General features: G+C 68.8%; 27 protein-coding genes. 3 read left to right on the top strand and 24 right to left on the bottom strand.

The features are described from left to right. Nucleotides 1-27: 27 nt before the first annotated feature. The 19 genes from FL311_RS10310 to FL311_RS10220 all read right to left on the bottom strand — a co-directional run bounded on the left by FL311_RS10310 (nucleotide 28) and on the right by FL311_RS10220 (nucleotide 17,846). The gene (locus FL311_RS10310) at nucleotides 28-894 is read right to left on the bottom strand and encodes a type II secretion system F family protein (protein ID WP_223751674.1); all 867 of its coding nucleotides are present in this window, start codon (nucleotides 892-894) and stop codon (nucleotides 28-30) included. Nucleotides 895-922: 28 nt separating this feature from the next. Next, nucleotides 923-1,768, bottom strand: a complete 846-nt coding sequence (locus FL311_RS10305; RefSeq protein WP_141324761.1) for a type II secretion system F family protein — start codon at nucleotides 1,766-1,768, stop codon at nucleotides 923-925. Between the two features lie 39 nt (nucleotides 1,769-1,807). Continuing rightward, nucleotides 1,808-2,623: a Flp pilus assembly protein CpaB gene (gene cpaB, locus FL311_RS10300; RefSeq protein WP_046714742.1), complete on the bottom strand. Its 816-nt coding sequence runs from the start codon at nucleotides 2,621-2,623 to the stop codon at nucleotides 1,808-1,810. Nucleotides 2,624-2,812: 189 nt separating this feature from the next. Next, entirely contained in the window at nucleotides 2,813-3,556 is a 744-nt protein-coding gene (locus FL311_RS10295) for a hypothetical protein (protein WP_141324760.1), read from the bottom strand. Between the two features lie 125 nt (nucleotides 3,557-3,681). Then, nucleotides 3,682-4,422 (bottom strand): hypothetical protein, encoded by a 741-nt coding sequence (locus FL311_RS10290; protein WP_228556794.1) that lies wholly within the window; start codon nucleotides 4,420-4,422, stop codon nucleotides 3,682-3,684. Between the two features lie 32 nt (nucleotides 4,423-4,454). Then, nucleotides 4,455-4,679: a hypothetical protein gene (locus FL311_RS10285; protein WP_046714745.1), complete on the bottom strand. Its 225-nt coding sequence runs from the start codon at nucleotides 4,677-4,679 to the stop codon at nucleotides 4,455-4,457. Next, on the bottom strand, nucleotides 4,676-5,497 hold the full coding sequence (locus tag FL311_RS10280) for a hypothetical protein (protein ID WP_141324758.1): 822 nt from the start codon (nucleotides 5,495-5,497) through the stop codon (nucleotides 4,676-4,678). Before FL311_RS10280 ends, FL311_RS10285 begins: the two co-directional genes overlap by 4 nt. Next, nucleotides 5,494-6,240: a hypothetical protein gene (locus FL311_RS10275; protein ID WP_228556793.1), complete on the bottom strand. Its 747-nt coding sequence runs from the start codon at nucleotides 6,238-6,240 to the stop codon at nucleotides 5,494-5,496. Before FL311_RS10275 ends, FL311_RS10280 begins: the two co-directional genes overlap by 4 nt. Before the next feature lie 34 nt (nucleotides 6,241-6,274). Further along, a complete protein-coding gene (locus FL311_RS10270) occupies nucleotides 6,275-7,435 on the bottom strand; it encodes a TadE/TadG family type IV pilus assembly protein (RefSeq protein ID WP_228556792.1) in 1,161 nt (386 codons plus the stop codon). Between the two features lie 20 nt (nucleotides 7,436-7,455). Then, complete coding sequence (locus FL311_RS10265) at nucleotides 7,456-9,513, bottom strand: TadE/TadG family type IV pilus assembly protein (RefSeq protein WP_141324756.1); 2,058 nt, start codon at nucleotides 9,511-9,513, stop codon at nucleotides 7,456-7,458. 15 nt (nucleotides 9,514-9,528) lie between these two features. After that, nucleotides 9,529-10,515 (bottom strand): TadE/TadG family type IV pilus assembly protein, encoded by a 987-nt coding sequence (locus tag FL311_RS10260; protein WP_141324755.1) that lies wholly within the window; start codon nucleotides 10,513-10,515, stop codon nucleotides 9,529-9,531. Nucleotides 10,516-10,611: 96 nt separating this feature from the next. Further along, the gene (locus FL311_RS10255) at nucleotides 10,612-12,039 is read right to left on the bottom strand and encodes a zf-HC2 domain-containing protein (RefSeq protein ID WP_141324754.1); all 1,428 of its coding nucleotides are present in this window, start codon (nucleotides 12,037-12,039) and stop codon (nucleotides 10,612-10,614) included. Next, a complete protein-coding gene (locus tag FL311_RS10250; protein WP_141324753.1) occupies nucleotides 12,036-12,665 on the bottom strand; it encodes an RNA polymerase sigma factor in 630 nt (209 codons plus the stop codon). The genes FL311_RS10255 and FL311_RS10250 overlap by 4 nt, the downstream gene beginning before the upstream one ends. A gap of 85 nt (nucleotides 12,666-12,750) precedes the next feature. Further along, nucleotides 12,751-13,158 carry a DUF2085 domain-containing protein gene (locus FL311_RS10245; protein WP_141324752.1) on the bottom strand — a complete coding sequence of 136 codons (408 nt, stop codon included), beginning with the start codon at nucleotides 13,156-13,158 and terminating at the stop codon, nucleotides 12,751-12,753. After that, nucleotides 13,127-14,182, bottom strand: a complete 1,056-nt coding sequence (locus tag FL311_RS10240; protein WP_141324751.1) for an ABC transporter ATP-binding protein — start codon at nucleotides 14,180-14,182, stop codon at nucleotides 13,127-13,129. Before FL311_RS10240 ends, FL311_RS10245 begins: the two co-directional genes overlap by 32 nt. Further along, a complete protein-coding gene (locus tag FL311_RS10235) occupies nucleotides 14,179-15,204 on the bottom strand; it encodes an ABC transporter ATP-binding protein (RefSeq protein ID WP_141324750.1) in 1,026 nt (341 codons plus the stop codon). The genes FL311_RS10240 and FL311_RS10235 overlap by 4 nt, the downstream gene beginning before the upstream one ends. After that, the gene (locus tag FL311_RS10230; protein ID WP_141324749.1) at nucleotides 15,201-16,184 is read right to left on the bottom strand and encodes a general secretion pathway protein GspE; all 984 of its coding nucleotides are present in this window, start codon (nucleotides 16,182-16,184) and stop codon (nucleotides 15,201-15,203) included. The genes FL311_RS10235 and FL311_RS10230 overlap by 4 nt, the downstream gene beginning before the upstream one ends. Nucleotides 16,185-16,193: 9 nt before the next feature. Continuing rightward, complete coding sequence (locus FL311_RS10225) at nucleotides 16,194-16,955, bottom strand: general secretion pathway protein GspE (RefSeq protein ID WP_141324748.1); 762 nt, start codon at nucleotides 16,953-16,955, stop codon at nucleotides 16,194-16,196. A gap of 60 nt (nucleotides 16,956-17,015) precedes the next feature. Then, entirely contained in the window at nucleotides 17,016-17,846 is an 831-nt protein-coding gene (locus FL311_RS10220; protein WP_141324747.1) for a DUF4292 domain-containing protein, read from the bottom strand. A 43-nt stretch (nucleotides 17,847-17,889) separates the two neighbouring features. On the opposite strand from FL311_RS10220, the gene FL311_RS10215 reads away from it, so the two are divergent. Both FL311_RS10215 and FL311_RS10210 read left to right on the top strand, forming a co-directional pair. Further along, nucleotides 17,890-18,609 carry a MotA/TolQ/ExbB proton channel family protein gene (locus tag FL311_RS10215; RefSeq protein WP_141324746.1) on the top strand — a complete coding sequence of 240 codons (720 nt, stop codon included), beginning with the start codon at nucleotides 17,890-17,892 and terminating at the stop codon, nucleotides 18,607-18,609. A 19-nt stretch (nucleotides 18,610-18,628) separates the two neighbouring features. Next, nucleotides 18,629-19,078 carry a biopolymer transporter ExbD gene (locus tag FL311_RS10210; RefSeq protein ID WP_141324745.1) on the top strand — a complete coding sequence of 150 codons (450 nt, stop codon included), beginning with the start codon at nucleotides 18,629-18,631 and terminating at the stop codon, nucleotides 19,076-19,078. 143 nt (nucleotides 19,079-19,221) lie between these two features. Here FL311_RS10210 and FL311_RS10205 read toward each other — a convergent pair whose 3' ends face one another. From FL311_RS10205 to FL311_RS10190, 4 genes are all read right to left on the bottom strand, one after another. Next, entirely contained in the window at nucleotides 19,222-21,066 is a 1,845-nt protein-coding gene (locus tag FL311_RS10205) for an acyl-CoA dehydrogenase (RefSeq protein ID WP_141324744.1), read from the bottom strand. 170 nt (nucleotides 21,067-21,236) lie between these two features. After that, a complete protein-coding gene (locus tag FL311_RS10200; RefSeq protein WP_141324743.1) occupies nucleotides 21,237-21,926 on the bottom strand; it encodes a MaoC family dehydratase in 690 nt (229 codons plus the stop codon). Further along, nucleotides 21,926-22,375 carry a MaoC family dehydratase N-terminal domain-containing protein gene (locus tag FL311_RS10195; RefSeq protein WP_046714763.1) on the bottom strand — a complete coding sequence of 150 codons (450 nt, stop codon included), beginning with the start codon at nucleotides 22,373-22,375 and terminating at the stop codon, nucleotides 21,926-21,928. Before FL311_RS10195 ends, FL311_RS10200 begins: the two co-directional genes overlap by 1 nt. A 14-nt stretch (nucleotides 22,376-22,389) precedes the next feature. Beyond that, complete coding sequence (locus FL311_RS10190; protein WP_141324742.1) at nucleotides 22,390-23,391, bottom strand: dihydrodipicolinate reductase; 1,002 nt, start codon at nucleotides 23,389-23,391, stop codon at nucleotides 22,390-22,392. Between the two features lie 238 nt (nucleotides 23,392-23,629). On the opposite strand from FL311_RS10190, the gene FL311_RS10185 reads away from it, so the two are divergent. Beyond that, nucleotides 23,630-24,745 (top strand): HD domain-containing phosphohydrolase, encoded by a 1,116-nt coding sequence (locus FL311_RS10185; RefSeq protein WP_141324741.1) that lies wholly within the window; start codon nucleotides 23,630-23,632, stop codon nucleotides 24,743-24,745. A 10-nt stretch (nucleotides 24,746-24,755) separates the two neighbouring features. Here the strand turns inward: FL311_RS10185 and FL311_RS10180 are convergent. Next, the coding region (locus tag FL311_RS10180; RefSeq protein WP_194869144.1) for a peptidylprolyl isomerase at nucleotides 24,756-24,997 on the bottom strand (242 nt) is incomplete at its 5' end.

The raw sequence follows: 24,997 nt of genomic DNA, 5'->3' as shown, positions 1-24,997 counted from the left end.
AGAGGAGAATCGGCAGAGGACTTCCCCCTACGCGAGCTCACCGAAGAAGAACTGGAACACGATGGGTCCGAAGAGGACCATGAACACGGTCGGGAAGATGCAGGCGATGAGCGGGAAGAGCATCTTCACCGGCGCCTCGCCGGCCAGCTTCTCCGCGCGCTGCGTGCGGTCGATGCGCATCTGCGTGGACTGGATGCGCAGCACCTTGCCCAGGCTCGTACCCATCTTGTCCGCCTGGATGAGCGCCGTGACGAACGTCGTCAGCGACGGCAGGTCCACGCGCACAATCATGCTCTTGAGGGCCTCTTCACGCGTCTTGCCCATCTTCAGCTGCTTGAGCACCAGCTGCAGCTCCTCGCGCAGCGGGCCCGCCTTGCCCTTCTCCACCACCTTCGCCAGCGCCGCGGTGAAGTCCAGACCGGCCTCCACGGACAGCGTCAGCAGGTCCAGGTTGTAGGGCAGCGCGCGGCTGATGAGCAGGTGGCGCTTCTTCACCTGGTCGTTCAGCCACAGGAGCGGGTAGTACATGCCGAACAGCAGGAACAGCAGCGACCAGACCAGGTTCTGGCCCAGGCCGTTGAGCATGAACAGGCCCATCAACAGGCCGACGACGGCGCTGACTTCCTGCAGCGCCATCATGTCCTCGGGCTTGTAGCCCTGGGGCTCACCGGCCTTGATGAGGTTGCGGCGCGACTTCGCCTCGTAGCTGGGCCAGATGAACCGGCGGTTCATGGCGCCCAGCCGGCGGATGGCCACCGAGCCGAAGCCCTTCATGCCGCCCTGGGACTCGTCGCGCACCTCCGACAGGAAGCGCTCCAGGAGCACCTGGTACAGACCGATTCCGAGGAAGCCCACCGCGCCTGCGAAGAGCAGCGCCGAGCTTCCGACCAACACTTGCGTCAGGATATCCACCGGGCACCCCTCAAATGTCGATGTTGACGATGCGCCGGATGATGAGGATGCCCATCACTTCCATGATGGCGATCAGCACCACGAGGATCCACCCGAAGTAGTGGTTCATCATGGGCTCCATCAGGTCCGGCCGCATGTAGTTGAGCACCATGCCGAGCACGCCCGGCATGGCGGCGACGATCCACCCCTGCAGCTTGCCCTGCGAGGTGAGCGCGTCGATCTTGCCTTCCAGGCGGAAGCGCTCGCGAATCACCGTGGAGATGGTCTCGAACATCTCCGCCATGTTGCCGCCCAGCTGGCGCGCGATGTTGGTGGACACCACCACCAGCTCCAGGTCGTCGCTGCCCACCCGGCGGCCCATGTTGATGAGCGCCTCTTCCAGCGGCACGCCCAGCTTCACTTCCTTCACGAACAGGCCGAACTCCTGCGACAGCGGAGGCATCGCCTCGCGCGCCACGTGCTCGATGGCCTGCGGGAAGGTGAGGCCGGCCTTGAACGCGTTCGCCATCGCCTGCAGCGCGTCCACCAGCTGGACGTTGAACTTCTTGATGCGCCGCTTGCGGTAGTGCTTGACCATGATCATCGGCAGGAAGAAGCCGAAGACCGTGGCGATGACCGCCAGGATGGGGTTGAAGATGATGTAGGTGAGGATGCCCAGCAAGCACATGCTGGCGATGTTGAGGACCAACATCTGCCGCGCGTCGATGAACAGGAACATGTCGCTCAAGTCGTTCATCGACTTGGCGACGTAGCGCTCCTGGTACTGCTCGTACGCCTTCGAGAGGACGCTGAAGATCACCAGGCTGAAGAAGAAGACCGAGCCGGTGACGAGGAGGAGGACGATTCCTGCGAGCATGGGCGTGCTTCCCTGAGGACGAGGGCGCCGTGGCGCCGACTACTGGGCGCCCGCGGCCGCGGCCTTGTCGCCACTGCCCTTGATGATCTGGATGATCTCCCGGCGCTTGGCCTCCAGCACGCGGGTGCGCTCACCCGACAGGAGCGTGCTGATGGTCGCGCGGCCGCGCTCCTCGATGAGGTCCACGTCGTCCTCGTTGCGCAGGGACAGCGTCAGCGCGCCGAGCTCCGCCGCCAGCACGAGGATCTCCGCCTCTTCCGGCAGCACCATCAGCGACACGTTGTTGTAGTCGCGCTGGCCTTCCGGGATGAGGTTCACGTTGGTGGTGCCGGTGATCTTGCCGGTGGCCACCACGATGATGTTCTGCAGCAGCGTCACGCCGACGTTCTCGTCCGTCTGCGGGTCGCGGAACGTGCCGATGATGTCCACGTGGTCGTTCGGGCGGATCCAGCCACCGACGGAGGTGGTGTTCTTCGCCTCGATGGTCATCGCGCGCATCTTCTTCTGGACCTTCGAGGACAGCCGCTCGGCGGCCTTGGTCGTCTCGAACTGGCTCCACAGCAGCGGATCACCCGCCTGCAGGGCCACCAGCACCTTCTGGTTCACCACGTACGACGCCGAGTCCGGGCGGACCACCGACGAGGTGACGAACTGCTCGGGGACCGAGCGCTGGGAGATCATCTCGAAGGTGATGACCGTACCCTCGGGGACATCCTGAGCCGCCACGACGACGGGGACCAGGTTCCAACCGCGGCGGACATCCGCCTCCTTCTTCTTGATGGCGGAGTACGCGATGACGCCGGCCAGAAGGCCGAGCACGAGCGCGACGACGAGCGGAGTCTTGCCCTTCAGCATGGTTCAGGAACCTCCAAAACGGGGGGGCGCCGTTCGGCGGCGAAGGCGTTCGAGGGGTGTTGAATTCCAGAAAGGCGCACATCGGCGCCGACGGCGCGGGATGTTAGCCGTGCGATACAGCAGGTGTCAAAACCACCTCCCGCGACAGCACAGAATCCCGCGCCAACCCTGTCGAATCGCTGGGTTGCGTCAGCGGTTCCTGAGGCCGTTGATGGCGTCGAGGTCCTCGGCGGTCAACCCGTTGTATTCGGTGATGCTGTAGATCGCATCCTGGACCACGTCGGCGTCATCCTCGTTGGCGATGACCTTGTTCTCCAGCAGCTGCAGCAGCCTCACGATGTCGGGGTCCGTGGACACGGGGCCCAGCTCGAAGGTGCCCCCCTCCTCGGAGGGGCCACGCGCCTCGTTGAGGCAGTACATGTGGAGCGGGACCAGGAAGACCTCTTCCTCGCTGCCGCCATCCGTGCCCGCGTCGACGCCGCCGGGGCCCATGCCCGTGGGGGGAACCGTGATGGGCTCACGGCCGATGAGCATGCCGTTCTGGATGCGACTGGGCGCCGTGTTGAGCACCACCAGTCCCGGCTCGAACGTCAGCTCGACGGGGCTACCCGTGGTGTTGCGCAGCGGCACGCAGACCAGCACCGCGGGCCCCGTTCCAATGGGCGCCACGCCGTTGCCGCAGTCCTTCGTGGCGTCGCTGGCGCCATACGGCACCCCCGCGAGCTCCACGCCCGGAGGGAAGACGAACGGCTTGCCCACCGGCCGGCCCGGGTCCTCGCCGAAGCCGGGCCGCACCAGGTTCACGCCCGCGTCGAAGGTGAAGCCGCCATCCCTGCCGCCACCATCGCCCCCGTCGTCGTCATCACTGCACGCCAGCACCCCTGCCCCGACCCCCACCGCGACGACCATCCACTTCCAGGCCGCATGCGCCATGTCGCGCTCCTTGTCCTCGTCGTTGTGCGCAGGCGACTCCTCCGGCCACGAGCCACTGCGTCATGAGGTATCCCGAGACTCGCCGAGTCCCGGGTCCTCGGCAACACCGACGCGCAAGGAACGCGTCAGTGTCCAGCAGTGTGCGAAGGATGCGGCGATTCGAGGGGCGACGCCGAGGGCTGCTGCATGGGCGGAAGGTCCGGATTGTAGAGGCCGCGCAGAATCAATTCCCGCCCCCGCTCATCCAGCAGCATCGCGGGCTCGCCCTCCCGCAGGCCGACCATGCGCACGCTGAAGCCCACTCCGTCCGGCGTGACGTGGACCCACAGCGCGCCCGGCACGAGCGTGGCGGGACGGTCGTCATCCGACTCCAGCCACTCCAGCCGCATGGGCACGGCGCTCAGCTCGCGCGTGCGCACGCGGTCGTTCACGGGCCCCGCCACCTCGAGGGCCGCGCTCCAGTCCCCACGCTCCGTGGGGACCTCTCCGTGCGCCTGGAGCTCCTGCACCATCGTCAGATGGACCCGGCGCCCCACGCGGAGGATGGACAGGTTGGCGGTCTCCTCGGCGCGAGCCTCGCGCAGGGGCCGCCCGTCGCCCGCCGCCACCGCGCCCACCACGGCCACCAGCACCGCGCCCGACGCCCAGAGCGGCGCGGAGTGCCCGCGCACCAGCGCCCAGACCAGCCGCAGCACCGCGAGCACCGCCACCACGGAGCCCCCGAGCAGCGTCCAGCGCGGCAGCGGGCCGACATGGAACGCGTGTCCGAGGACGCCGACGACGTGCCGCCATTCGGGGACGGAGACGTACAGCACGCCCCCCGCCATCGCGAGGAAGGCGGCGGCGTGCACCAGCCTCAGTCCCAAGGGGGACGGCGCCCCCACCGTGCTCCGGTCCGTCACGGGAACGGCAGGTTCAGCACGAAGTAAAACGAGTCGTAGTAGATCTGGTACGAGCGCATGAACAGGTCGATGACGTTCGACTGCACGTCATCCGTCCACCGGACCTTGACCGACCCGCCGATGATGAGCGCGACGACGAGGACCCAGTTGAGGATGGAGTATTCGACCATGGCCTGGCCGCGCTGGGAGGCGCGCCGGCGCTGCGTCTTGGGGATGCTCATGGGGAGGCTTCCTCCGGGGCCGCGTCCTGCGGCGCGTCCATGTCGGGCAGGTTGGGGAACACACGGTCCGCGTACTCCAGGCGGACCTTGGGGGCGGACGGAGGCGGCAGCACCATTCGCGGCTTGGCGTCGATACCGTACTCCGCCACCTCCATCGAATGGGCGATGCCTGGAATCTCCATCTTCGCCAGTTGCATCAACGGAATCTCGCGGGAAATCCACATCCGCTTGACGACGGTCTTCTTCACGACCAGTTCGATCTGCACGGCCGACACCGTCCCCGCCAGCGTCATCACCCGCATCTCCTTGCTGGAGCGTAGCACGGGCTTGAGCCCCGCGGGCAGCGGCTCCTTGTCCTCGTCCGGGTGCGGCAGCTTGTCGTCCTTGGCCTCCTGCCCCATCTTCTTCATGACGTGGTCCAGGGCCTCCTGCGAGTACTCCTGCGGGCGGTCCGTGGGGCCGCCCACATAGAGCCGGGAGATGGCGTCGTACTGGATCTGCTCGCCCTCGCGCGCCACCAGCATGCGCATCTGCATCAGGGGCGACTTCATGGCCGGGTGCGTGCCCGCCTCCATCTCCACCCACACCGCGTCCCGGCCCTGCTTGTCCTTCTCCTCCCCCACCACCGCCATGCGCCAGTAGTAGATGCGCTGGCCGCCCGCGCCGCCGTCGAAGCGGTACGTCACCCAATCCCCCACGCGCGTGTTGCGCGCGCCGCGCGTCAGGTGGTTCATCACCTCGCGCGCCGCGGGGCTCTCCTCCGCGCGCGCCGACGCCGCCATCAACACCACCGCCAGGACGGCCCACGTCGCCCTCATTTGCCCGTCCCCTTCGTCTTGGCCTTCTGCTCCTGCTCGTAGGCCTCGCGGCTCTTGCGGACCGCGTCGTCGTTGGGCACCGCGTCCGGACGGTCCGAGCCCACCCAGGTCTGGAGGACGGTCGACATGCCCTCGTCCACCTCGGAGATGGTCGTCATCACCTGCTCGCCCTTGCGCGCGTGCTCCATCGTCACCTGCGTGCCACCGCCCAGCTTCGTCACCGTGCTGCGCACCGGCGAGAACCCCTGGCGCTCCAGCTCCGCGTCCACGCGGCGCTGCACGTCGTTGAGGTCCCCGGTCACCAGGGACGTGCGGTTCTGCGAGCCACCCGGGTCGTCGCGCGTCGCCAGGTCCTGGCTGTAGAGCGTGCCCTCCAGCTTGACCAGGCCCTGCGGCGGCGTCTTCGGCGGACGCGACCACAAATCGCGCAGCGCCGTGAAGCCCACCGTCTTGCCCGCGTGCATGCGCAGCACCACCCCGCGCTGCAGGCCCTCGCGCGTGAAGAGCGCGGAGACGACGGCCTCCTCCTCCATGTCGCCCTCCACCACGGTGGGGTAGCCCTCGTCGCGCCACTTCTGCGCGAAGTAGGCCACCACCTTCTTCATGGGGTCGGTCGTGGTGAAGTAGGCCAGGCGGTAGTACTCCCCGCCGATGACCAGGTCGTTGCCGATGCGGGTGTGGACGGTGCCCGGATACACGGGCACCTGCTGCTCGGCCGCGCGCGCCGGCCCGAAGGCCCCCAACGCACAGCCGAGCACCAGCCCGAGGGCCGCGGCCCTACTCGCAGCGAATCTTGTTGTCCTGCTCATCCTTCTTCGTCGCCTCTTGGTTGGCGTCCGGGTCCGACGGGTCGTCGGCCATGGCCTTCTTGCAGCCCATGAAGTGCGGACCGCGGGCCATGAACAGCTTGATGTAGTTGCTGTCCCCGTACGTCATCTCATCGCGGAACGGCGCCGTGTCGAAGCAGTCCGGCCGGTCGTTGTCCAGCAGGTCGCGCATCGCGTGCAGACCGCTGCTCGCCGAGCTGTCGTACCCCGTCAGGCCGTTGCAGTTCCCCTTCTGCTGGGGATCGATACCGTAGTTGCGGGCGACGACATAGGTGCCGAAGAAGTTCGGCAGGAAGCTCCCCAGGAAGCTGAGCACGCTGCCAACGCTGCCATCCAGCGCCTGCGTCAGGCCCAGGAACTTCATCCGCCCCACCTGCACGTGCATGCCGTGCGGGTCGCTGCCCGAGCGGTGGTTGCCCGCTCGCCTGTCTCGCACCACCGCGTCGCCGCCGTCCGGCATGTTCCAGCCGTTGGCATACATCGAGTAGCGCGAGCGCATGGGGATGCTCGCCAGGTCCTGCCCGCCGAAGGTGTCCGACTTGAAGAAGCCGCCCTGCCCCGACTCGTCCAGGTAGCTGCGCGGGATGATGACGTTGTCGAAGTTCATCGTGACTTCGGACTCGACCCATCCCTTGTTGTTGAAGCCCCACATGTTGAGGATGGAGCCGGCGCCCGAGTTGAGCATGCCAATCACCCCGGCGCCCAGCCCGCCACCCTCCCCCGTGCTGCCGGGACCGCCCAGCATCCCGGACTCGAGGAAGGGAATCTCCTTGTTGGTGATGGTGCCCTGCACGTTGCCGTAGCGAGCGATGAACGTGCCCACCGTGCCGTTGGGCTCCACCGAGTCCATGTCCTTGTAGCGCTCGACCAGCTCGGTGTGCGCCTCCTGACGTGCGTCCTCGAAGGCGTTGTCGTGGTTGCCCTTGGCGAAGTCGGAGAGGGAGTAGCTGGTCATCTCCCAGACGGCGTAGCGCGCCATCTCCTGGAGCTTCAGCTTCGCCCGGACCAACTCCGTCAGGTACATGCTGAACATCAGAATCATGACGAGGAGCGGCACGGAGAGCGCGAACTCGACCGTGGCGGCACCGCGCCGGAAACTCTTGCGGGACATGGGGGCTCTCATCGCGGTCCTCAGTGCGTCATGACCTTCGGGGCGAAGCCCTGGAGCGCGCCGGGCAGCGCGTCCAGCATGCTGCCGACGACCGGGAGCTGGTTGCGCCCCTGGTACACCGACGCCAGGCGCGGACGCCAGTACGGGTTGAAGAAGTTGGGCTGCTCGGTCCAGTTGCCCGGGCGGTGGTAGTAGCTCTGACCGCGCGAGATGACGTTGAGGCCCTCGGTGAGGCTGAGGAACTTCTTGCGGTTGTTGAGCATCTCCAGCCCCTCCGAGTCCGCGGTGAAGGAGAACTTCACCTTGCCGTCGTCGTTGAGGAGCGCGGGCGCGTTGGAGCCCGTGCCGTCCGCGTTCTCCTTGTTCACCACGTCCTCGGGCGACTTGTTCAGCGCCACCCAGGCCGACGGCTGGTTGAAGTCGAACTTGCGCTCGGCGATGGCGTTGTTCGCCGCGTTCGCCATCGGGTTGCAGGTGCTTCCCGAGTACTGACCGGGCTCGAAGTGCATGAACGGCGTCACGCCACCCCAGGGGTGGTTGCCGTCCTGGGCCGGACGCACGTTGGCCGTGTACACGTCCACCTTGAACCAGCAGACGACGAGCTGGAGGACGCAGACCTTCTCGCGGTGGATGCCCACCTCGCGCTCGGCGCCGCGGGGCGCGCGGTGGTTGCGCCACCCCTCGCTGTTCTGGGGGTAGTGGATGCGCCAGTGGACGCCGCCCTTGACGCTGCCGGTGTCCTTGTCGTTGAGCGCCCACACGCTGGGCTTCATGGTGTGACGGTACGGCAGCTTGATGCCGCCCTTGTCGTTGAGGCCCTTGCGGTTGTCACCGAAGCAGCGCGTGTACGGGTCCTTGTTGTTGCAGGACAGCGGGTTGTCCGCCTTGCCCACGCCCACGTCGACCTCGGCGGGGCCCAGCTTGAGCCAGTACAGGTCGTCCGCGCCCATGTTGTCACCCTGCGCCGTCATGCCCCACGGGCTCAGGTTGTCGTTCCAGTCGCGGATGTAGTTGCGCGAATCCATGATGCTCTTCGCGGTGGGGAACGTCGCGGACAGCATGCGCGTCTGCCCCATCTTCTTGAACTCCATCAGGCCCGGAGCGTTCACGCCGTTGTTGAGCATGTCGCGCAGGAAGCCGAGCGCGTCCGGCAGCGGGAGGATGTCACCCAGCTCGCGCGAGGTGGTGAAGCGCTCGGGGCAGATGCCACCCTCGTGGTCACACGCGTAGCGCGTGGCGTTGGTGATGCCGCCCATGGAGCGCTTGGCGCGGGCGATGTCGTCGTTGGCCTTGTACTTCGTCACGTCCAGCGCGCCGAACGGGTTCTTCCACGTGCCCGGGTTCAGGGGCTTGCCGCCCGCGTGCGAGTTGTGCGCCTGGCTGAAGAGACACTGGCTGTAGATGCCCGTCGCCAGCTGGCTGGCCAGCGAGTTGAGCTTGGTGTCGTTCGCGTCCAGCACGCCCTGCGTCGTCTGCGTCACGTGTGTCGACGCGGACATCATCACCGCCTGGGACATGAAATACATGGCGCCGTTGAGCACCCGATGCGCTGGAATCAGGAACTTGCCCAACCACTTGTCGGGGTTGGCGGCCTTGAGGATGCGCTGGAACGGCTGCAGGAAGACCGTCTTGTACAAGGTCATGATCTTGTTCACGGCCTTGATGACCTGTCCCACGTACGGAATCACTTCGATGATGGGACACAAGACGATCCACAGCTTCTTGCGTTTGCCGGCGCACGGGTTGAGCGTCTTCATGAACCCGAACAGGTCCGTGAAGAACGCCTCGGCCGAGTAGATGACCGAGATGAGCGAGTGCCACATCATGGCCGACACGTAGTGCGACACCTGCGTGCGGTTGGCGTACGCGTAGAAGTTGAACGCGCGCGCCTCCATGGCGGCCATCGAGTAGGCGGCGGCGTCCGCGGTGTTCTGCAGGCGCACGCGCTCGTGCACGGTGTGGCCGATGTTCACCGTGGTCAGCACGGCGATGGACATCACCAGCACCATCAAGGCGGCCAGGATGAGGGCCTGGCCCTCCTGGCGCTGGAAGCTCTGTCGGAGGATTCGAGTGAACATGGTGCGTGCGTCCTCTTACAGGCCCCAGTCGGGGTTGAGGTGCATGATCCACTTCCGGTGGAAGTTGGACTGCATGCGCATGGTGTAGGTGGCCGTCAGCGGCATGAAGTAGCGCTTGCCGACGAGACTGGAGACGAACGGGATGCTGCCGGTGGCGAGCCCCCAGAGCACCCACATCTCGGCGGGGTACAGCGAGTTGTAGCCCTGCTCGTGGTCGATGCCCTTGGCCATCGCGGCCAGCGGCGTGAGGTTGCCGCCGTCGGACATCATGTTGGCCCGGGGCGCGAGCGTCGCGCGGTCGATGGCGCCGCGCAGGGCCACCTGGGCGTTGGACGCGTACCAGGACGTGAAGATGATCCAGTTCGCGAACGGGACCTTCATCTCGTAGAAGTAGCGCAGGCGGATGGTGAGCCGCGTGGCCTTCCGGTAGACGAGCTCGGAGCTGTCCGGCTCCGGCAGGTTGAAGAACTTGCGGATGTTGCTCTCCAGCGAGGGGACCTCCGGGAAGCTGTCCGCGCCGTCGAAGTCCAGCTCCTGCCAGTTGTAGCCGCTGCGCAGCTTCCAGATGGTGTCGATGGGCGTGAAGTACGCCGGGTTGATGGTGTCCACGCGGATGAGGCCGAACAGGTTCGAGCCGTTCACCGTGCGAGGCACCACGCCGCCGCCGAAGTTCAGCGTGCGCATCGCGGAGTCGTAGATTTGATGGATGGCGAAGGTCTTCGCCAGGTTGCCGATGTCGTCGGTGCGCCCCAACGTCGGCAGCAGCGCGACGATGGCCGCGTCATGCATGCGCTCGTTGTTGCCGTTCCACACGACGCCGGCGCGCGCGGCCTGGTAGGCGGCGTACTCGGTCATCAGCTTCGCGTGCTGAATCAGCGTCAGCTGGATGATGCCCAACGTCATGAAGACCGCGAGCGGCATGATCATCGCCGCTTCGACCGCCGCCTGCCCGGATTGACGGCCCGACGCCTTTCGCGGCCGCTCTTCCTGTTCCATTCCCATGGCGCCATTATCTCGATCAGCGCCTCCGGGACGCATCGGTCAAATGGACACCGCCGGACGGTTTCGGCCTCCCATTTATTGAAAAATCGCGCGGGCTTACGGCGCGGGTTGGGCTGGCCCGGCCGGGGTTTCGGCCGAGTCGGCCTCGCGGCTCAGGCGTCGCCGGGCCGCCTGCGCGGCGCTGGAACCCGGAGATTCCTGGATCACCTGACGACACGCGGCCAACCCCTCACGTCGGCGTCCCAGGGCGAGCTCGGCATCGCACAGCCGGTTGAGCAGCCCCATGCGCTCCGTCCCGGAGGCCCCGGCGTTCAGGGCGAGGTTCAAGAGACCCGCCTCCCGGGCCCGGTCCCCTTCCCGGAACGCGGCTTCGGCCTTGAGGGACAGCTCACGGACGGAGGGGCCCCGGGCCTTGTCCTCCTTCGCGGCCTCGGGGGCCGCCGAGGTGGCCTTGGGGCTCGTGGGCCGCATCACCGGGGCCTCCTCCCGCGGCTTCGTCGGCGCTGGAGCCGCCCTGGAGGCGAGCGAACGTTCGATGGCGGAATCATCCTGGGGCGGCGCGGGCGGCGGCGGGGCGACGATGGCCTGGGGAAGCGGCTCCGCGGCGGACTCCATCGCCGGGGCGCCCTCGGCCTCTTCCCAAGCGACGCCCGCTGACGACGTGTCGTCCATGTCCGCGCGGGACTCCTTCTTCGCCGTGCTCGCCCCCCCGAGCCGGAGCGGCTCCCGGCGCGCCACCTTCCCCTGCGGCGCCTCCAACTCGTCGCGCAAGGGGGCGCGCTTCTCCAAGGCCTTCGGCGCGGGCTTCGATGTGACGGGGAGCGAGGCCGTGGGCAACGAAGGGGCGCCCTTCGACTTGGACCTGGAAGCCTCGCGAGGGCTCACCGAGCCGATTCCACCCCCGCTGCCGTTCTGGTCCCAGTCCTCGGCGCGGTGGGCCACCTGGTTCTTCCGCTCGCCGAACTCGTCGCGCGGCCGGGTCTCCTGCATGAGCCGGTCCTCCGCCAGCTCGCCGTCGACGACCGGCGCCGAGTCCGCGTACGCGGCGGCGGCGGCGGCGGCCGGAGCCGGGGCCATGCCCGCGGTGGGCGGCGGCGGGGCGTCCACGGAGGTGGGCTCCGCCTTCTTCATCGCCTGGGTCTCCACCTGCCTCAGGTCGGGGCGGGTCAAGTCGGGCGAGACGGCCATGAACGAGACGATGCCCAGCGTGCCCACCGACGCGAGCCCCACGACGGGCAAGAACCAGCGACGCCACCGGGACGGCTTGGGCTCGGGGCCCGCCGCGGCCCGGCGCGCGGACTGCTGCGCGTACGCCAGCAGCGACTCCAGGCCCGCGTCCGGCGCGGGCTCCTCGGAGAGCTGCGACATGGTGACGCGCACGCCACGGATGTCGTCCAGGGCCTGGGTGCAGCGCACGCAGCCCTGCAGATGGGACTCCACCGCCTGGGCCTCCGTCGTGGAGAGCTCGCCGTAGGCGAAGTCGAGCAGCCGGTCCTCATGAGCATGGAGGTTCTGCGGCTTCATCCCACCACCGTCCTTCCATCCTCGACGAGGTCGCCATCCACGCCCAGCTCGGCCAACCGGCGACGCAGGCCGTCCAGCGCGTAGCGCATCCGGCTCTTCACCGTGTTCTCCGAGACGCCCGTCACGTCGGCGATGTCCTTGAACGGGATGCCGCTGTACTCACGCAGGATGAACACCTCGCGCTGTTCTTCCGGCAGCGCCGCCAGGGCGCGCTCCAACAGGGGCCGCAGCCGCGCGTTGTGCGCGCCGCGCTCGGGGCTGGCGCCACCGTCCGGCAGCGCGTCCGCGAGCGCCCGGCCGTCGTCGCCGTCCGCACCATTCACCGGCGACTCCAGGGACGCGGCCTGGCGGTAGCTTTCTTTGCGCGCGCTGTCCACACAGAGGTTCCTCGCGATGGTGTAGACCCAGGTGGTGAATCGGGCCTTCGCCTGATACTCGCCGGCGCTGCGTACGACCTTCAGCCACGTCTCCTGCAGCACGTCCTCCGCCCGCGCGCGTTGCCCGACGAAGCGCAGGATGAAGTTGAACACCGGTGTCCGATGCCTTCGCACCAACGCCTCGAACGCACGAGCGTCCCCCGCCTGGAAGGCGAGCATCAGGCGCTCGTCTGAGGTCTCCGGTCCCAACTCTCCCCCATCGCTCGTGGAGCCACGCTCACTTCCGGCCCACCCTCAACCCGTGCCGTCATAACGGACGACGGCGCGCGAGGGTCTAATCCGGTCGTGGTCTCCGGTAAGTGGCCAGAATGACAGGCAGCGCGACCCCTGTCACCAGCGCCGCCTGGGCCAGGAGCACGCCAGGCAGGGGACGCTGGAGGTGGACGTGCAGCGAGCGTGCGAGCGCCAGGCCCAGCAGGACCCCCGTCGCGGTGCGCACCGCGTTGGAGCCCGCCGCGGGCCGGAAGCGGCCCACCGCCCAGTCCACCAGCGCGGGCAGCGTGAGCAGCAGCACGGCGGGCACATCCCAGGACCAGCTCAGCGGCGCGCGCGCCACGAACAGCGCCACCAGCCCGGCCAGCATCACCGGGTAGGTCCCCAGGCAGCGGGCGCAGAGCCTCAACCCGCCGAAGAGGTACGTGCGGTTGTACTCATCCGGGTGATGGTGACTGAGCCAGAACACCGTCGGTTCCTCCGGGAGGTGGAGTGGGGACAGCCCGCTGGGACGCGTCCTCCGCCAGGAAACACGCGGCGAAGTGCCCCGAGTCCAGGGGATACAGCGGAGGCGACTCGCGTCGACAGCGCTCGATGGCGTGGGGACATCTCGGATGGAACGTGCAGCCGGGAGGCGGCGCGAGCGGAGAGGGCGGCTCGCCCGGTACCAACAGCCGCGTCCGGGTCCGCGACGGGTCCGGCACCGGCACCGCCGCGAGCAGCGCCTGCGTGTAGGGGTGGCGCGGTCGGCGATACAGCAGGTCCGAAGGGGCCAGCTCGACGACGCGCCCCAGGTACATCACCGCCACGCGCGTGGACACGTGCTCGACGATGTTCAGGTCGTGCGCGATGAACACATAGGTGAGCCCGCGCTCGCGCTGCAGGTCCACCAGCAGATTCACGATTTGCGCCTGGATGGAGACATCCAGCGCGCTGATGGGCTCGTCGGCCACCACCAGGTCCGGGCGCAGCGCGATGGCCCGGGCGATGCCCAGCCGCTGTCGCTGCCCACCGGAGAACTCGTGGGGCAGCCGCCCCAGCGCCTCGCGGGGCAGGCCCATCGCGTCGAGCAGCGCGAGCACCTCGCGCTCCTTCTCTCCCGGACCACGCGCCAGGCCGTGGATGTCGAAGGGCTCACCCAACAGCTCGCGCACCGTCATGCGCGGATTGAGCGAGGCATACGGGTCCTGGAAGACGAGCTGCATCCGGCGACGCAGCGGCCTCAACCGCCGCTGGGACAGTCCGGTGAGCTCCTGCCCGTCGAAGCGGATGGAGCCCGCGGTGGGCTCCACCAGTCGCAACAGCGCGCGCCCCAGCGTGCTCTTCCCACAGCCGCTCTCCCCCACCAGGCCCAGCGTCTCGCCCCTGAAGACGTCCAGGCTGATGCCATCCACCGCCTTCACCGCGCCGCGCACGCGCTGGAACACGCCCGCGCGCACGGGGAAGTGCACCTGGACATCCCTCGCCTGGAGGAGTGGCTCGACGGAACTCATGGCGCGGGCACCGGATGATGGCACGCCGCGCGCTGCGAGCCGCGCTTGAGCTCGAGCACCGGCATCACGCGCGCGCACTCCTCGGTGGCCCGCTCACACCGCTCGCGGAAGGCGCAGCCGGAGGGCAGTCGCCCCAGCGCGGGCACCATGCCGGGGATGGCCCTCAGTCTCCGCCTGGGAGCGCGAGCATTCGCGTCGATGTCGCCGCCCAGCGCGGGCAGCGAGCGCAACAACCCCGCCGTGTACGGATGGGCCGGATGGGCGAACAGCTCGCGCACCGGCGCGTGCTCCACCACCTTCCCCGCGTACATCACCACCACCGTGTCGCAGCTCTCCGCGACGACGCCCAGGTCGTGGGTGATGAGCATCACCGCCATGCCGCGCTCGGCCTGCAGGCGCTTGAGCAGGTCGAGAATCTGGGCCTGGATGGTGACGTCCAGCGCGGTGGTGGGCTCGTCCGCGATGAGCAGCGACGGGTCGCACGCCAGCGCCATCGCAATCATCACCCGCTGCCGCATGCCGCCGGAGAGCTGATGGGGCCACGCATCCACGCGCTCGCCGGGCGCGGGGATGCCCACCTGTCGCAACATCTCCACCGCGCGCTCGCGGGCCTGGGAGCGCGAGGCGCCCAGGTGCAGCCTCACGCCCTCCGAAATCTGCTCGCCCACCGTGAAGACGGGGTTGAGCGACGTCATCGGCTCCTGGAACACCATGGCCACGTGGCGTCCCCGCACGCGCCGCAGCTCCTCCTCCGGGAGCGTCAGCAGGTCGCGCCCCTCGAAGAGCACCTCGCCGCCCGCCACCCGCACGGGCGGCTGGGGCGCGAGTCGCAGCACGGACAGCGCGGTGAGGCTCTTGCCGCAGCCGCTCTCCCCCACCACGCCCAGCGTGCCGCCGGGAGGCAGCGCGAAGGACACACCGTCCACCGCGCGCACCGGACCTTCCTCCCGCGACAGCTCCACGGTGAGGCCCCGGACGTCCAGCAGGGGCCCCTCCGCCGAGGGCGACGCGACGGAGGTCACTTCTTCGCCAGCTCCTCCAGGAACTCCACCTCCTGGATGAGCCCCTTGCGGATGAGCAGGCGGATGAGGCTGGCCACCATGCGCGCGGGCTTCACCTTCTCCGTGTCCAGCACCGCCTCGTCGCCCCGCGACATGCGCTCCAGGTCATCCAGGATGGCCAGGTCGTCGTCGGAGAAGTCCGGCGTGGGCGTGAGCGCCAGCGCGGGCTGCGAGCCCTTCGCCGCGCCACCGAACATCACCACCGGGACGCGCGGCTTGCCGTCGTCGGCCTCGAGCACGGGAGGCGGCGGAGGCCGGGGCGGCGGAGGCTTCACGCCGAGCAGGTCATCCAGCGAGTCGCCCCCGGCGCCGCCCAGGGCCTCGGCGGGCGGAGGCGGCGGCGTCCCGGGACGACGGGCCGCGGGAGCGGCGGCGGGGGGCGGTCTCGCTGCGGGGGGCTTCGGCGTCTCCGGCATCTCCCACTCCAGTGGCGTTCCCGCGGCCACGGGGAGAGGACCTGCGCCCTCCTCCTCGTACAGCGGCTCCGCCTCGACGATGTCCAGCGGCTCTCCCCGCGCCCGGGCCAGCGCGGTGTCCAGGTCGTCCGACGCGACGACGAAGACCCGCACCTGCTTGCGGAGCTGGAAGCGCAGCTCATCCACCAACGTCAAATCCCCCGGGTCCTCCACGGCGACGTGGACGCGCTCGCTGCGGCCCTCCACCTCCATCCGGAAGAGGAGCACCCGGTGCTCGGCCTGGAAGTCCAACGACACCAGTGACGACACCGCTGGCGCGATCTCATCCGGCAGCTCGATGAAGGGCAGCCCGTGCTGCACGGCCAGCGCCCGGGCCACATGGATGGGCGCGCACGCCCCCTGCGCCACCAGCACCTCGCCCAGCCGCATGCTCCCCGGAGCGCCCTTCTGCCCGAGCGCCACCCTCACCTGCTCCGCCGTCACCACGCCCGACTCGACGAGCAGCTCGCCAATCTTCTTGCGCATAAGGCAGAGCTACCGCTTGACCTTCGCGAGGTACTCATCGCGGGAGAAGACGTTCTTCTCGATGAGCAGCTCCACCATGGCCTTCAGGGCCGCCACCTCCTTGCGCTGCACCTCCTCCACGCTGCGCAGGAGGTCCGCCGGACTGCCGCCTCCCGAGGACGCGCGAGGGGCCTCCGCGACCGGCGGTGCCGGGCGCGCGGCGGGAGCGGGCTTGGGCGCCGGAGCGGAGGCGACAGCGGCCGCCGCCGGGTCCAGGTCCTTGAGGTTCTTCACCACCGTGCGGCCCTGGGCGTCCACCACCTTGAAGTTGGTGTCCGCGTCCTCCAGCTCCATGTTCTGCTCGTACATGCGAGCAAACGCCCGGGCGATGGAGGTGCGGCCGGCGACGTTGGGGATGATGCGGCACTTCGTCACGGCGCGCAGCTCGTCGAGCATCCGCACGTTGAGCGGATCCGACATCGCCACCACCAGCGTCTTGCCCTCGTCGCGAAGCTGCAGCGGCAGCACGGAGAAGTCGCGCGCCGTCTGCGCCGGAATCTTCGCCTTCACGTGCGGCGCGACCACCTGCACCGCGTCCAGGTTGACCGCCGGCATGCCGAGCTGCTTGGACAGCGCCCGCACCAGGATGTCCTCGGAGACGAGGCTCATCCGCACCAGGATTTCACCGAGCTTGCCGCCCCACTTCGCCTGTTCGGCGAGCGCGGCCTTGAGCTGGCTCTCCTGGAGCACATTCGCCTTGATCAGCAATTCTCCAAGCTTGATCTGTGCCATGTCGTGGGGGCCACTCTACCCGAGTCCAGCCGTCGCGCTTCTTCTTCCGTGCCTGGCCGGTCAGGAACCCGGCGCCGGGGGTGCCGGCGACTCGGGGGGACCGACGGGCTGCTCACGCCCGGAGTCATCCACCTCGACGACCTTGGCCCCCTCCGGCGGGGTCAGCTCGTAGAGCGTCAGGTCCGGGCGGGCGTTGAGCTTGATCTGCTGGTAGCGCACCTCCAGCTTCGTCTGCGCCTGCCTTGCGTCGAGCGCCACCTTGCCCGGGAAGATGAGCCCGCCACGCTCCAGGAAGTCGTCGAACGCCAGGTCGTACCCCGGCACGCCCCGCACCTGGCTGCGCACCACGCGCAAGTACTTGGGGTGAACCTGTAGCACCTGGGTGGCCGCCCCCCGGTGGAGCGTGAGGACGTAGACGCCCTCCTTCGTGTCCAGCTCCAGCGTCTTGCGCTCGGGTGGGATGAGGGGCACCTGGCCCAGGAGGATGGCCACCAGCTCCTCGCCCGGCAGGACGACGGGGAGGAAGCGCGAGACGTTCTCCGGGCTCGCCGGCCCCTGGTACCAGGTATGCGTCTGGGCCTGGTACAGGCCGAAGCGCGAGCCGTCCCCCACCAGGGAGGCGAGGGGCCGGTTGAAGAAGTCGAACGTCTCCAGGTGCAGGAAGGCCGGCCGGGTGACGGCGAGGAACATGCCGATGGTGCCGCTCTGCTGCGGGGACTCGACGCGCAGCTTCGCGTCCCCCTCGAGCGTCACGACGTTCTCCTGGTTCGCCCGGACGCGCTCGTAGACGACCTCGGCGTCGGTGAGCTGGCCCTCGGGACCGAACTCGATGCGCTTGGGGCAACCCGAACAGAGCACTCCCAGGAAGATTGCGACGGCTGCGCGGTTCATATGTCCTAGTCTGGGCCATGGCGCCCTGCCGGGTCACCCACCAATGAGCCTGAACGACATCCTGCATTACCTCCGCCTGGGCGGAGTCACCCTGGCCCTGCTGCTGTTGGCCTCCGTCGCCGCGCTCGTCGTGGCCGTGGAGCGCATCATCGCCCTCTGGGGGGTGAGCGAGCGCTCGCGCCTGCTGGGCGAGGCGGTCAGCAAGCACCTGCTTCGCGGCGACGTGGCCGCGGCCCGCACCGCCGCCGAGCGCTCCGACTCCGTGGCCGCCGACATCTTCCTCGCGGGCTTCGACCGCTGGGAGCGCAGCCGGGGCTCGGGCGGCGCGGGCGTGGAGGCCGCCGTGGAGCGCGAGCGCGCGCAGGTGGGCCTCAAGCTGCGGCGCAACCTGTGGATCCTCGCCACCATCGGTTCCATCACGCCCTTCGTGGGCCTGTTCGGCACCGTGGCGGGCATCATGCGCTCGTTCAAGGACCTGGGCCTGGACGTGGAGGCGGGCGGCACCGGAGGCAGCGCCGCGGTGATGACGGGCATCTCGGAGGCGCTCGTGGCCACCGCCGTCGGCATCCTCGTCGCCGTGCAGGCCATGGTCTTCTACAACTACTTCCAGGCCCGGCTGTCGCGCGTGCTGGTGGAGCTGCGGCTGATGGGCGACGAGTTCGCGGAGCTGCTCAAGGAGCGCGCCGCGGGGGGGCCTCCTCCGGAGCCCGCGCCCCGCCCCGACACCCCGGCCGCTTCCCGCGCCGACTCGCAGCCGGCCTGACGCCCGGAAGGAACGCACCATGGCCATGGGCAAGACACCGGGGTCCGACGACGGCGAGGAAGGCGTCTTCGCGGAGATCAACATCACCCCGCTCACCGACATCTTCCTCGTGCTGCTCATCATCTTCATGGTGACCAGCTCGGTCATCGTCCAGCAGGGCCCGGGAGGCGGCGCCAAGGCGGGCCTCAAGGTGAACCTGCCCAAGGGCGGCGCGGCCGACGTCACCGCGAAGACGACGGACCTGTCGGTGGCGGTGCTCGCCGACGGCCGCTTCGTGCTCGCCGGCAACGTCGTCACCCAGGAGGAGCTGCAGAAGTCCTTCGACGAGGCCAAGGTGAAGGACCCGGACACCGTCGTCATCGTCCAGGCCGACGAGGGCGTGCCCCACGGCACCGTCGTCCAGGTGATGGAGCTGGCGAAGAAGGCCGGCCTGGGTCAGCTCGCCATCGGCGTGCGCGAGGGAGACTGACGCTCCGTCCGGCGGGACACCGCCTCGGAAAAGCCTCGCGGCCACCGCGGGGAAGCTTGGGCTCCCCAGGGTGGCCTCGGGTGTTTCAGGCGGGCGCCCCAGTCACCCGGGGCGCCTCGACTTCGGGAACGAAGGCCCTCCGCTCAGACGGACGCGAACGCGGCGTCGGTGATCTCCATCGGGGACGTGTCCTCGAGGGCGATGAGGCGCGCGGCCTGCTCCACGTTGGGCAGCACGTTGCGCGCGTAGAACAGCGCGCTGTACTTCTTGCCGTCGTAGAAGGCGCGGTCCGGGTGGTCCGCGGACAGCTCCGCCTTGGCCTTCTCCGCGATGAGCGCCGCGTCCAGGAGCAGCCAGCCCACGGCCACCTCGGACATCATGTTGAGGAAGCGGTTGGCGGACAGCGGAATCAGCGGGAACTTGCCGCCGTCCTGCGACCAGCCGAACACCATCATCGCGCTGGACATCAGCGCCTCCTGGGCGCTCGCCAGGAGCTTCACGGCCTCGCCGTACACGGCGTGCTCGCGGTTGGCCTCGACGAAGGCGCCCACGTCACCCATGAACTGCTGGAAGTGCGCGCCGCCGGCCTGCCCCAGCTTGCGGCCCACCAGGTCCATGGCCTGGATGTGGTTGGTGCCCTCGTAGATGGAGAAGATCTTCGAGTCGCGCGTGTACTGCTCCACCGGGTAGTCCTGGATGTAGCCAGCGCCGCCGTACACCTGGATGGCCTGCGAGCACAGGCGGAAGGACTGGTCGGAGCCGTAGGACTTCACCAGCGGGGTGAGCAGCTCCACCTGGCCCTTGTGGTAGGTGGCCGCCTCGTCGTCCTTGCCCGCCAGCTGCCGCGCCTTGTCCAGGTGGTGCGCCAGCTTGATGATGAGCGCGCGGATGCCCTCCACGTGGGCCTTGATGTCCAGCAGCATGCGGCGGACGTCCGGGTGCTCGATGATGGCCGCGCGCGCCGCGGTGGGGTCCTTCCACTTGGTGAAGTGCGAGCCCTGCTTGCGGTCCTTCGCGTAGTCCACCGCGTTGTAGTAGGCGGCGCTCGCCAGCGCGACGCCCTGGATGCCCACGGCGATGCGCGCGCCGTTCATCATCTTGAACATCTGGCTCATGCCGACGTGCTCGACGGTGCCGACCAGCTCGCCCAGACAGCCGTCGTTCTCACCGAAGTTCAGCACACAGGTCGCCGAGCCGTTGATGCCCATCTTGTGCTCGATGGAGCCCACCGACACGTCGTTGGACGCACCCGAGCTGCCGTCCTTGCCGATGCGCAGCTTGGGGACGATGAACAGCGACAGGCCCTTGGTGCCGGGCGCCGCGCCGTCGATGCGCGCGAGGACCAGGTGGATGACGTTCTCCGCCATGTCGTGGTCGCCGCCGGAGATGAAGATCTTCGTCCCCTTGATGCTGTACGTGCCGTCACCGTTTCGGCGCGCGGTGGACTTGGCCGCGCCCACGTCGGAGCCGGCGTGCGGCTCGGTGAGGCACATGGTGCCGCCCCACGTGCCGTTGAGCATGCGCTCCACGAACAGGTGCTGCTGCTCCTTCGTGCCGCACTCCGCGATGACCTCGGCCGCGCCGAAGGACAGGCCCGGGTACATGTTGAAGGCCGTGTTGGCGCCCGACAGCAGCTCCTCCACCGTCACCTGCAGCATCATCGGCGCGCCCTGGCCGCCGTGCTCGGGGCTGACGGCCACGGTCTTGAAGCCCTGCTCGTAGAGCTTCTTCCACGCGTCCTTGAAGCCCGTGGGCGTGTAGACCGAGCCGTTCTCCACCCGACAGCCCTCGCGGTCTCCCACGGAGTTGAGGGGCCCGAGCACCTCGCGCGCGAAGCGGTACGTCTCCGTCAGCACCGCCTTCGCCTCGTCCGGGCCCCAGGCGTCGTACGGCGCCTGACCGGCCACCTGGCCGAAGCCGAACTGCTCGAACAACGTGAAGAAGATCTCTCGGAGGTCGGTCTTGTAGGTGTTGATGCCGGCGGACATGGCCACTCCTGCGTGACGGCTCGCTGCCCACCCTCCAGGGAGGGCCTCGGGTCAGCGGCGCGAAATTGAGACACAGGAAGTGTGGCGGCGACTGATTTTTGAGTCAACCCTGAATGACACCCTGCGTTGAGGGGCAACCCGTCTGCCCCCCACCGCAGGACTGCAAAGCGCTACTTCTTGACCTTCTTGGCCGAGGGAAGCGTCGCCGTCTTGGCGGCGGGCTTCTCCCGGGGCGCCGTCTTCTTGGAGGAGGCGCCGGCCGGACGCTCGTCCGAGTCCTCGTCGTCCCCTTCGTCGTTGTCGGAGGCGCCCGACGCCTCGCTCACCCCGCCGGTGCTGCTGGGGGGGGGCACGGGGGCCGCGAGGCTCTCGCGGGGCACCTCGATGACGATGGGGCTCTGACCCGAGCGCTGACGGTTCTCGTCCTCGAGCGAATAGAAGAGCTGGATGTGCGCGCCGCCCTTCATCACCAGCTCACCGCGCTGGTTCTCCGCCCACAGGTCGATTTCGACGTAGTAGCGGCCGCCGGTGCCGTGGCGGTTGCTCACCCGGCCCTTGCAGACGACGGTGTCGCCCGGCCAGACCATCTTGTTGAAGCGCACGTTGTAGCGGCGCATCTGGCCGCCGCGGGCCCAGTCGCTGATGAGCTGGCCGAGCATGCCCATGACCAGCATGCCGGGGGCGTAGACGCTCGGCATGCCCACGCTCTTGGCGTAGATCTCATCGACGTGGACCGGGTTGTAGTCCCCCGAGGCGCCCGCGTACCGGGACAGCTGGACGCGGTCGACGGGGGCCTTGGCCAGGGCGGGCAGCTCGTCCCCGACGCGGATGGACTCGAAGTAGAGCTTGCGCGCGGGCATCACGGGGTCTCCTTGGTGGCGCGGACCACGAGCGTCCGGCGGGCTCGGAACACCAGGTTGCCTTCCTCGTCGCGGCCTTCGTCCTCGATGACCGCGATGTCCATCTTCCCCGACGGGCCCTGGCGCTCGGAGACGTCCGCCACGCGCGTGGAGACGTAGATGCGGTCTCCGGCGAAGATGGGGCGCTCGTACTCGAAGCCCTGCTCCGCGTGGAGCAGGCTCTTGATGCCCACCCCCAACAGCTCCCGCAGGTCCGCGGCCGAATGGAAGGACGCGGGGAAGGTGGGCGGCGCGATGATGGTGGGGTAACCGGAGGCCCGAGAGTACTCCTCGTCGTAGTAGATGGGGTTGTAGTCGCCGATGGCCTCCGCGAAGCGGCGGATGGCACCCTTCTCCACTTCGTTGAGCGTCGGCGGCGAGGCACGGCCGATCGCATTCTTGTCCAGCATTATCCCTCTCCTGACTAGCGTCCGGCCGGAAGCTCGAGCACCGTGAGGAGCCCAGCTTCGGCGGCCGTCAAGCGTGGCGCGGCATTCACCAGCGCGTTCGCGGTGGCCCGGTCGCCCGCCACTCCCCCCGGGATTTCCAGCACCAATCGAGGGTCCGCATCGATTTCGATGCGGTCCTTCGGGTCCTCTGCCCCCACGGCGATGGTCAGCTCCAGCCGCACCCGCTCCTGCCCGTCCTCCAACCCGACCACCGACTGGAACATGCCCGCCACCCGTCCCTTCTTCACCGCGAACGCTCCGCCCGAGATGTCCTCCTCGGCGAAGACGGGGGCTACCTCTTCCTCGTAGTCATCACAATCCAACCCCAGCCCCAATGCCGCGAGTGCCGCCGACTCCACCAGCCCCACGTGGCCGAGTTGCTCACCATCCACCAACTCGAAGAACTCCTCCTCGGTCAGCCCCGCGCCCACCTTGCGCTGCAGGGCCTCACGCCGGGTGCGTGCGTCCACCACCCGCGTGACGGTGGCGCGCCTGACGGGCCCACACACCTGACCGGCCGTGGCCACCAGCCGGTCCAGGACGAAGCCCGGGTTGACGCCCGCGCCCAGCACCGCCACCTCGGCGCGCTGCGCGGCCTGGTCCAGCCTGTCCGCCAGCTCCGGGTGGTTGAGATAGGGGAAGGCCAGCTCCTCGCACGTGCTGACCACCGGCAGGCCGAGCTTGATGGCCGCGAGCAGTTGCTCCATCACCTGCGGCAGCCGTGAACCCGTGGCGTGCAGCAGCACCACGCCCTTGCGCCGGCCCACCGCCTTCTCCAGCGAGTCCACCACCTTCACCCGGGGGGCGGGACCTCCCAGCACGTCACCCAGGGGGCGACCGACCAGGGAGGGATGGGTATCCACGGCCCCAATCAATTCCACTTCCGGGCTGGACAGGGATGCCTTGGCAATCTCCTGCCCGATGAATCCCAGCCCCATCACGACCACCGGCACCGGCCCTGCTGGGGCTCTAGCCATCGGAGATTGCTCCAGGATTCCAAGGGGTTAGCGTTGAAACGCAGCCTTGCCGCGCACCATAAATCACACCTTGGCGGGCAGGCAAGCATCACTTGGTTCCGCGCATCTTGCGCAATGCGAGAACCTTCAAGGATTTCCGGGGCTTGCGCGCGCAAAACCGTCGGGGGGGCCCTGTTTGGGTGCGCGACAAGGCTGTATAAAGAAAGACAGGCCCAAAATCCCCCGGAGACCCTCCAACATGGACCGCATCCTCGTGGTGGATGACGACGTGCTCATCCTCGCCGCGCTCTCCCGGATCCTCCAGACGGAAGGCTATGACGTCGTCACGCACAGCGACCCCGCGCTCGCCGCGCGCGAGGTGGGCTTCTGCGTGGTGCTGACGGACTTCATGATGCCGTACCTCAACGGCATCGAGCTGTTGGGCGCCCTGAGGGAGAAGAACCCGAAGGCGGTGCGGCTGATGCTCACGGCGGCGGCGGACTTCCGCGTCGCGTCCGAGGCGGTCAACCGGGGCGAGGTGTTCCGGCTGCTCGGCAAGCCGTGGTCGCTCAGCGAGCTGACGAGCAGCGTGCGCCAGGCCGTGGAGCACTACCGGCTGGTGGAGGCCAACGAGCGGCTGACGCGCGAGGTGGCGGAGAAGAACGCGGAGCTGGTGGCCATCAACCAGGACCTGGAGCGTCGGGTGGTGGAGCGCACCACGGGCCTGTTGGACGGGCTCATCAGCGCGCTGGACTACCGCGACACGGAGACGCAGTGGCACTCGCGTCGGGTGGCGCTGTACTCGCGCCGGCTGGCGGAGGAGGTGGGGCTGGTGGGCGCCGCGCTGGACGTGGTGGAGCAGGGCGCGCTGCTGCACGACATCGGCAAGATTGGCGTGCGCGACTCCATCCTGCTCAAGCCCGGGCCGCTGACGCCGGACGAATGGGTGGAGATGCGCAAGCACCCGGAGTTCGGCTACCGGATGATGGCGAAGATGCCCTACCTGCACGAGGCGGCGCTCATCGTCCTGCAGCACCAGGAGCGCTGGGACGGCAAGGGCTATCCCCAGGGGCTGTCCCGCGAGGACATCAGCATCGGCGCGCGCATCTTCTGCATCGCCGACACGGTGGACGCCATCACCTCCGACCGGCCCTACCGCAAGGGGCGGCCCATGAGCGTGGCGCGGGATGAGATCCGCCGCTGCGCGGGCACCCAGTTCGACCCGAACCTGGCGGATGCGTTCCTGCGCATCCCGGAGACGGAGTGGCAGCGCATCCGCCACCAGGTGGAGCAGCTCGAGGAGGAGGAGAACCAGCGCTGGCGCAGCCACCCGCTCGGTGTCCCCGCACCGCTCGCCCGCGCGAGCGGCGCCTGAGCGACGGCCGTCAGGGCGACAGCGTCACCGCGGTGACCTCGCGGATGACGTCGCCCTCCAGCAGCGCGTCCACCACGTCCATCCCCGAGGCCACCTCGCCGAAGGCCGTGTAGCGGCCATCCAGGTGCGGCTGGGGCGCGTGCGTGAAGAAGAACTGGCTGCCGCCCGTGTCCTTGCCGGACAGGGCCATGCCGAGCGTGCCGCGCGTGTACGGACGGCGCGTCAGCTCGCAGCGGATGGAGTGCCCCGGCC

The organism is Myxococcus sp. AB025B, from assembly GCF_006518215.1.
GTDB classification, from domain to species: Bacteria; Myxococcota; Myxococcia; order Myxococcales; family Myxococcaceae; genus Myxococcus; species Myxococcus fulvus.
Note: the sequence above shows the minus strand (reverse complement) of the source record. Positions and strands in the feature narration are given on the sequence as shown.

Bases quoted from the DNA above. Each gene is read 5' to 3' on its own strand.
- FL311_RS10215 (WP_141324746.1), top strand. From the start codon at position 17,890: ATGAGCCTGAACGACATCCTGCATTACCTCCGCCTGGGCGGAGTCACC.
- FL311_RS10295 (WP_141324760.1), bottom strand. From the start codon at position 3,556: ATGGCGCATGCGGCCTGGAAGTGGATGGTCGTCGCGGTGGGGGTCGGG.
- FL311_RS10205 (WP_141324744.1), bottom strand. From the start codon at position 21,066: ATGTCCGCCGGCATCAACACCTACAAGACCGACCTCCGAGAGATCTTC.
- FL311_RS10200 (WP_141324743.1), bottom strand. From the start codon at position 21,926: ATGCCCGCGCGCAAGCTCTACTTCGAGTCCATCCGCGTCGGGGACGAG.
- cpaB (WP_046714742.1), bottom strand. From the start codon at position 2,623: ATGCTGAAGGGCAAGACTCCGCTCGTCGTCGCGCTCGTGCTCGGCCTT.
- FL311_RS10185 (WP_141324741.1), top strand. From the start codon at position 23,630: ATGGACCGCATCCTCGTGGTGGATGACGACGTGCTCATCCTCGCCGCG.
- FL311_RS10285 (WP_046714745.1), bottom strand. From the start codon at position 4,679: ATGAGCATCCCCAAGACGCAGCGCCGGCGCGCCTCCCAGCGCGGCCAG.
- FL311_RS10265 (WP_141324756.1), bottom strand. From the start codon at position 9,513: ATGTTCACTCGAATCCTCCGACAGAGCTTCCAGCGCCAGGAGGGCCAG.
- FL311_RS10195 (WP_046714763.1), bottom strand. From the start codon at position 22,375: ATGCTGGACAAGAATGCGATCGGCCGTGCCTCGCCGCCGACGCTCAAC.
- FL311_RS10190 (WP_141324742.1), bottom strand. From the start codon at position 23,391: ATGGCTAGAGCCCCAGCAGGGCCGGTGCCGGTGGTCGTGATGGGGCTG.
- FL311_RS10210 (WP_141324745.1), top strand. From the start codon at position 18,629: ATGGCCATGGGCAAGACACCGGGGTCCGACGACGGCGAGGAAGGCGTC.
- FL311_RS10260 (WP_141324755.1), bottom strand. From the start codon at position 10,515: ATGGGAATGGAACAGGAAGAGCGGCCGCGAAAGGCGTCGGGCCGTCAA.
- FL311_RS10240 (WP_141324751.1), bottom strand. From the start codon at position 14,182: ATGAGTTCCGTCGAGCCACTCCTCCAGGCGAGGGATGTCCAGGTGCAC.
- FL311_RS10255 (WP_141324754.1), bottom strand. From the start codon at position 12,039: ATGAAGCCGCAGAACCTCCATGCTCATGAGGACCGGCTGCTCGACTTC.
- FL311_RS10225 (WP_141324748.1), bottom strand. From the start codon at position 16,955: ATGGCACAGATCAAGCTTGGAGAATTGCTGATCAAGGCGAATGTGCTC.
- FL311_RS10270 (WP_228556792.1), bottom strand. From the start codon at position 7,435: ATGTCCCGCAAGAGTTTCCGGCGCGGTGCCGCCACGGTCGAGTTCGCG.
- FL311_RS10230 (WP_141324749.1), bottom strand. From the start codon at position 16,184: ATGCGCAAGAAGATTGGCGAGCTGCTCGTCGAGTCGGGCGTGGTGACG.
- FL311_RS10280 (WP_141324758.1), bottom strand. From the start codon at position 5,497: ATGAGGGCGACGTGGGCCGTCCTGGCGGTGGTGTTGATGGCGGCGTCG.
- FL311_RS10305 (WP_141324761.1), bottom strand. From the start codon at position 1,768: ATGCTCGCAGGAATCGTCCTCCTCCTCGTCACCGGCTCGGTCTTCTTC.
- FL311_RS10220 (WP_141324747.1), bottom strand. From the start codon at position 17,846: ATGAACCGCGCAGCCGTCGCAATCTTCCTGGGAGTGCTCTGTTCGGGT.